At 42.6% G+C, this 6375-nt stretch carries 8 protein-coding genes; 1 reads left to right on the top strand and 7 read right to left on the bottom strand.

Going from position 1 to position 6375, the window contains the following annotated elements:
- Nucleotides 1-49: 49 nt before the first annotated feature.
- From RAC86_RS33575 to RAC86_RS33550, 6 genes are all read right to left on the bottom strand, one after another.
- Nucleotides 50-595: an SLOG family protein gene (locus tag RAC86_RS33575; protein ID WP_061187823.1), complete on the bottom strand. Its 546-nt coding sequence runs from the start codon at nt 593-595 to the stop codon at nt 50-52.
- Between the two features lie 88 nt (nt 596-683).
- Nucleotides 684-908 (bottom strand): spore coat protein CotD, encoded by a 225-nt coding sequence (gene cotD, locus RAC86_RS33570; RefSeq protein ID WP_003225625.1) that lies wholly within the window; start codon nt 906-908, stop codon nt 684-686.
- An 83-nt stretch (nt 909-991) separates the two neighbouring features.
- Complete coding sequence (locus tag RAC86_RS33565) at nt 992-1120, bottom strand: hypothetical protein (RefSeq protein ID WP_014114173.1); 129 nt, start codon at nt 1118-1120, stop codon at nt 992-994.
- A gap of 99 nt (nt 1121-1219) precedes the next feature.
- Complete coding sequence (locus tag RAC86_RS33560) at nt 1220-2470, bottom strand: ribonuclease H-like domain-containing protein (RefSeq protein ID WP_072566465.1); 1251 nt, start codon at nt 2468-2470, stop codon at nt 1220-1222.
- A gap of 15 nt (nt 2471-2485) precedes the next feature.
- Nucleotides 2486-4735 carry an ATP-dependent helicase MrfA gene (gene mrfA, locus RAC86_RS33555; protein ID WP_072566466.1) on the bottom strand — a complete coding sequence of 750 codons (2250 nt, stop codon included), beginning with the start codon at nt 4733-4735 and terminating at the stop codon, nt 2486-2488.
- A 102-nt stretch (nt 4736-4837) separates the two neighbouring features.
- Nucleotides 4838-5344 (bottom strand): PTS sugar transporter subunit IIA, encoded by a 507-nt coding sequence (locus RAC86_RS33550; RefSeq protein WP_061187822.1) that lies wholly within the window; start codon nt 5342-5344, stop codon nt 4838-4840.
- 137 nt (nt 5345-5481) lie between these two features.
- Between RAC86_RS33550 and RAC86_RS33545 the strand changes: the two genes are divergently transcribed.
- A complete protein-coding gene (locus tag RAC86_RS33545; protein ID WP_072566467.1) occupies nt 5482-5901 on the top strand; it encodes an Hsp20/alpha crystallin family protein in 420 nt (139 codons plus the stop codon).
- A 20-nt stretch (nt 5902-5921) separates the two neighbouring features.
- Here RAC86_RS33545 and RAC86_RS33540 read toward each other — a convergent pair whose 3' ends face one another.
- Complete coding sequence (locus tag RAC86_RS33540) at nt 5922-6290, bottom strand: YppG family protein (RefSeq protein WP_014114177.1); 369 nt, start codon at nt 6288-6290, stop codon at nt 5922-5924.
- Nucleotides 6291-6375: the final 85 nt, after the last annotated feature.

Raw genomic sequence — 6375 nt, 5'->3', positions numbered from 1 at the left:
TACATATATTTTTTCAGAAATCTGTACGGTTGTCAAATTTCTCTTATTGCTATGAGTAGCTGTCTTCCTCTACTGTCACTCTCAAGTCATCCATTGTGATAAAGTAAATGGGGTAGCCATCCTGTTCGCGTCTCTTTTCAGCCGTCTCAAGCATGTACCTTGGAGAACCTTCCTTTTCAGGATCATATAAAAGCATCAGCGCGTCTGATTTTTCTATGAAGAACTGATTTTTTTGTTTAAATTGTAGCGGGCTTTCATACGGCCTGTGAGTCAGGCTTTCTTCATAGTCAGCCTGTGCCAGAACAGCTTCATAAAGCTCTTTATTAGGCTCTTTCCAGTTCTTTTCCTGATCGTAAAAAGGAGTAATCACAGCTACCTTTAAATCAGGGTATTCCTCCTGCAGATCATATGCAGCTTCAGCCGCCCACAGTTCCGCTCCAAGCTGGCCCGATATTAAAATCCATTCTAAGCCCTCATCTAAAAGTCCGATCAACCGGTTTTTGATCGCTTTTTTTATGTAATACAGTGCCTTATCATCCTGTTTAAAAATCCCGAGTTCAAATGGCTTGTATCCTGTTACTGCCAATACTTTCATTACTTCACCTGCTTTAAAAAATGGGGCTCCCATTGGGCCCCATTTTGATGTGCTGTTTGTTTACACCATCAAGCTGCACGTTTCCATACTAGTCGCAGCAAGGTTTTCCTGCTTGAAAATGCTGATGCGTTGCCGGATCAACATTTGAGAAAGTATGTGGAAAGTAGTGAACGTGCTGAAAATGCTGGTGATTTACGTTTGTTGTGTGCTGTGGGTGAATATGCGGCACGATAGTATTTGAAAACGTATGGTGTTCACAGCAATGAGTAGGATGGACAATCGGCGCCATCATGTGCGGTCTGCAGTGATGCATGTTTAAATCCCCTTTCCATAAACTTTATTACAATACTAAGTTATGAAAAATAAGGGGTACATGTTCTAATGCAAAGACCTATTTTAAAAGTGTACAATTAAACTGTCTTTAAAGTTTGAAAACACAAAAGCAATCAAAAATACCACAACAAAGAACAAGTAAAAAACACCCTTATACATACCAACTCTCCCTTTAAAAATAACTACCGTCATTTTACAGGATTCGCCGCTATTCTACAACAAAATCAATGTGAATTCAGCAAAAAAATTCATGGCGAAACAAGTCGTCTTTTGCGCTTTCCCGGGGAATATTCAAGAGGAATATTTCCTCTTCAGCCGGGCAATTCTTACTTGCAGTTTTTCTGATTCTTTTTCTGATAAGAATGCCGCATCACTAAGTAATTGTTCTGCTATATACAATGCTTTGCCAAACTCTTTTTTCTTATGCTCAAAATATTTCGCGAGCTCTATCACAGCAGTGTATCTGCACTTCTGATTTTGGGAGCGGGACAGCTTTTCCCAAAGCGGCACTGCTTCTTCCAACCGGTTTTGTTTTTTGTACAGGAGCGATAAATCCAGCCGTGCTCTGTCCTGATCCTCAAACGACTTTTCTTTAAGCCTTTCCAGCTGTTTGACCGCTTGATCCGTTTCTTTATGGGCCATAAACCATTTCGCCATGGCATAAGCTTCACTGTGCTCAATGTGCTCTTTTGGCGCATAAGATGCTGACAGAATTTTTTTAGACATATGAATGTACAATGAAATGAGCGATAGCACATCCATTTCATTATGATGCAGGACACCTTTTAAAAGATCAGGCTCTTGCGCCTTGATAAAATGAAAGTAAAGCATTGGCGCCAAGTAGCCCGGTGTGTCTTCTTGTCTGTGAATGCCGAGCTCCTCTTTTTCAACCGTGCCAAGTGATACGCGGTCCATTTTGTGTTTCCACAGGCGTCTTGCTCCATGCAGAAGGTCAAAGTGACCGAACTCCGGGAGCTTCGGAAGTCTGTCACGGATCAATGTGTGCCTTGTTTTCACCTGCGGCCAATCAAAGGCTTTTCCGTTGTAGGTTACAAGTGATGTAATGTCAACCTCACTTAAAAAGCTTTGATACAAGGCGACTTCATTCCCCGGTTTGGGCAAAAGATGCTGTTTGACTGTCACTCGGTCTTCATATACTCTCGCATGGCCAAGCAAAAAAATGGTATTTCCGGCTCCGCCTCCAAGACCAGTTGTTTCTGTATCAAAGAAAAAGAGACTGTTTTTGTTATACCCTTTTGCTGACAAAGTATGCGACAGGCTGCTTTGATTCCACAGTGTAATCACTTCATCAAGCTCAGAAAAACGGTATAACCCATGGCGGTGAGAAAGCGGATATTCTACTTCTCTAATAAGGCAGTATTCATCTTCGAAGAAAAAAGGCTTCATGCCAAAAGCCTCCCACTCTTCTAAAAACGGGATTTCAGCAAAATTGTTTTCTCGTTGGCCTGCTTCTATTTTATGTTCTCCCTCGTCGAGCACCATATGCTTTTTCATTCGCTGGAGTTTCCCTTTTAATGACATATCTGACCTCCCTCCTTACGCCATTTGATCCAACAGCTGCAAAATTCTTTCCTTTGCTTTTATCCCTTCTATTTCGGTACCTATACAAGACGGACAGCCGTCATGACAAGGACATTGTTTAATGAGCTGTTTTGCCGCTTCATTAATGTCTGAAAAACGTTTGAAGACTTCCTCAGCCAAACCGATGCCGCCCGGATAATGATCGTACAAAAAGATCGTCGGCAATCCGGTATGGGCTGCTTTGATTTGAGAAATGACATGAACATCGTTTCGGTCACACATAATATACACAGGGACAATATGCTGCAGCACATTTGAGATGCCAAGAAGCAGCTGTTCCAACGTCTTTTCCCCGATGTCTTCATCTGCTGTTTTGATTTCGAGCCAAGCTGCACTTGTATGCAGTTCTTCTTCCGGCAAATGAATAGGACCAGACCCGATATTTTCAAAAGTGGTCATTTTAATTTTTTTAAAAATGGTCGGCAGGGCATTGACAGTGACGTCACCATAGTGCAATGACGTACGGCATTTTTCCTTCGTTTTATCAATTTCTAATACTTTTAGCTGAACTGCCAGGTTGGCATCCGTGTAATATTCGACATCGACTTTTCTGACATAAGCCTTTTTATGGTCCCAATCGAGCTTCTCTACTTGATATTGAACCCCTTCATGCAAATAAATCGCTTCATCATGCAAAAGCGTCATCGCGCTAAAACGATCCATTTCTCCGATAATCCTTACATTTGCAATGTCCGATTGATCAACAATAACGACATTTTCCTGTGATGCGGAACGCAAACTGATATTTGATGCAGGAAATGATTCACTTGCCCAATGATACCGTTCGCCATTCCGGTGAAGAACGGCCTCTTCCTGAAGGTACTCAAGAATATCACTTACATCCATCGGCCCAAACTCTTCATCAGCTCTAAAAGGAAGCTCATAAGCCGCACACTTTAAGTGGTCTACTAAAATAATCAAATTCTCCGGATTGATTCTTGCAGATTCCGGCGAACGGTTAAAGAAATATTCGGGATGCCGCACAATATATTGATCGATCGGCGTTGAATTGGCGACCATAATAATCAAAGACTCACCGTGTCTTCTGCCGGCTCGCCCCGCCTGCTGCCATGCACTTGCCACACTTCCAGGATACCCCGTCATCACACACACTTGCAGCTGGCCGATATCAACACCAAGCTCTAAGGCATTCGTACTGACCACTCCTAAAATTTCGCCTTCTCTCAGACCTCTTTCGATTTCTCTTCGCTCTTTCGGAAGATAGCCTCCCCGATAGCCTCTGATTGACTTTGTCCCAATCTCTTTTTTCACAAGCTCTTGAATATGGCTTAAAATAATCTCCACCCGGACTCTGCTTCTGGCAAAAACAATGGTCTGCACTTTGTTTTTCAGGAACTCTTTCGCCAGTTCATTCACTTCTGCTGTTGCGCTCTTTCTAATATTCAACGGTTTGTTCACAATTGGCGGATTATAAAACACGAAGTGCTTCCGTCCGCTCGGGGCACCGTTGTCATCGACCAGCCGCATCGGTTTGCCCGTCAGCTGCTCTCCCAATTCCTTCGGGTTGGCAATTGTTGCGGAAGTACAAATAAAAACCGGATCACTTCCATAAAACCGGCAGATCCGCTTCAGCCGCCGGATCACATTCGCCACATGGCTCCCGAAAACGCCGCGATACGTATGAAGCTCATCAATGACGATATACTTAAGGTTTTCAAACAAACTGACCCATTTCGTATGATGCGGAAGAATGGCAGAATGCAGCATATCGGGGTTTGTAATGACAATATGACCTGCTTTTCTCACCTTTTGTCTGATTGCCGGAGACGTATCCCCGTCATATGTAAAGCTTTTAATATCAATGCCCATTTCATCAATGATTTCATTTAGCTCGCTCTTTTGGTCTTGTGCCAGCGCTTTAGTCGGAAATAAATATAGCGCCCGGTTTGTTTCGTCTTGGGCGATGGACTGCAGGACTGGGAGATTATAGCATAACGTTTTTCCTGATGCGGTTGGCGTTACGGTAACGATGCTTTCTCCTTTTTGCACATATTGAAAAGCGGAAAATTGGTGGGTATATAGTTCATCAATGCCCCTTTTCGAAAGGGCTGCTTTTATTCTTTCATCTATACTTTCAGGCATCGGCCTTGTTCTTGCTTCACGAGGCTCAATTTCATGCCAATTCACAACGTTTTCATTTCCTTTTAACTCAGAAATGAGCTCAGTCAGTGATTTCTTTTTCATTCTTTACACCTCTTTGTCAAGTACAGTTTACCGAATATTTGTTTGCATGGCTAGGTGCAAATTTTATACAATCGAACAAAAAAAGCAAGGCATACGCCCTGCTTATTTCGCTTTTATTGTAAGGAGCTTTGTTTTACCTTTGTTAGCAGCCTTTTCCCCTGCCGGCACAATTGATCCTACAGCCTCACCATTCATAATAACGATGGGGATGACGGTACTGCTCGCTTTTTCTTTGATTAATTCCAAATCACACGTAATCAGCGGGTCACCGACCTTCACTTTGTCTCCTTCTTTGATGTGGGCAGTAAACCCTTCTCCGTTCATATTGACCGTTTCCAGCCCGACATGAATTAACAGTTCAATTCCTGAGCGAGTCCGAATGCCAACGGCGTGTTTGGTGTGGAAAATCTGAATCACTTCACCTTCAACAGGTGAAACGATTTCACCGTTAGACGGTTCCACCGCTATTCCTTCCCCCATCATTTTCTGTGAAAAAACAGGGTCCGGCACATCTGTCAGGTCCATTACCGTACCGTCTGCCGGAGAATAAATAACCTCTTCTGTCACTTTTTCCTGAGTTTTGCCCATTCCGAATAATTTTTTCAGCAATGTGTTTTCTCCCTTCTCATTCGCTTCAACCGTTATCCCTTCATTCACCACTATTTAACCACACTTTCAATTTTGCTTCAATTTATAACAACATCTGGCATAGGCGCATAATCTGGATAAAAAAGGCGGTGGCAGATTTGGAATTCAATGATGACAAAAAGAAGGAACTGCAAAAGAAAGAAGAAATCATCACGGAGGCAATGGATCATCTGTTTCAATCCTCAGCATTCGGCAACCTATTAAACGGATTTCAAAACCTGATCAACTCGAGTGTAAAGGATGTACAGACGACCATACATGTCAGAGAAAGAGATACTGGGCTGTATGTCGATATTACAATTCCAGCGACGTTTCGTGATGGCGAGATCGTCGTTGATATTAAATCGAGGTATCTGCATGTAACACTCCAAGAGAAACAGAAACAACAAAATGAGGCCACTTTTACAAGCATAACGAGAACGGTTCAGCTGCCTTATGAAGTACTCCAAGAAGATATGGAAACATCTTGGAACGAGCAGACAATGACACTTTTCTTTCCAAAAAATAAGCATGAATGAACGACTCATTCATGCTTCTATCATTTAAAAAAGCTGGTAAATCCCTTTATTAAAGATCCGACCTGATTCATTGCACTCATCACTTGACCTGTCGTATCCATCATTTTATTAAAATCAAACTGCCCGTTGGCTTTTTTGAACTGCGACATAATATTTTGGAATTGTGAGGGCTGCTGTTGATTAGGCCTTGGGATTGGATAAGGGTTGGAAAATACAGGCGGCTGCATAGGCATAGACTGGTTCGGAACATACGGCTGATAATATTCCTGCTGCCCATAATGCTGCTGCGGGAAGTATTGCCCAGGTGAAACCTGCTGATAATATCCCTGCATTTGCTGTGGATAATAATAGCCCATTTGCCGAGGATAGCTCTGAGAACTCCTGTTCATTGCGATTCCCCCTAAACTCTACATGTTTCTCTTCTATATATGTATGAACGAAAACTATTGTTTGTGTCACAGGTCCTGATTCGCG

The organism is Bacillus sp. LR_5, assembly GCF_042709275.1.
Note: the sequence above shows the minus strand (reverse complement) of the source record. Positions and strands in the feature narration are given on the sequence as shown.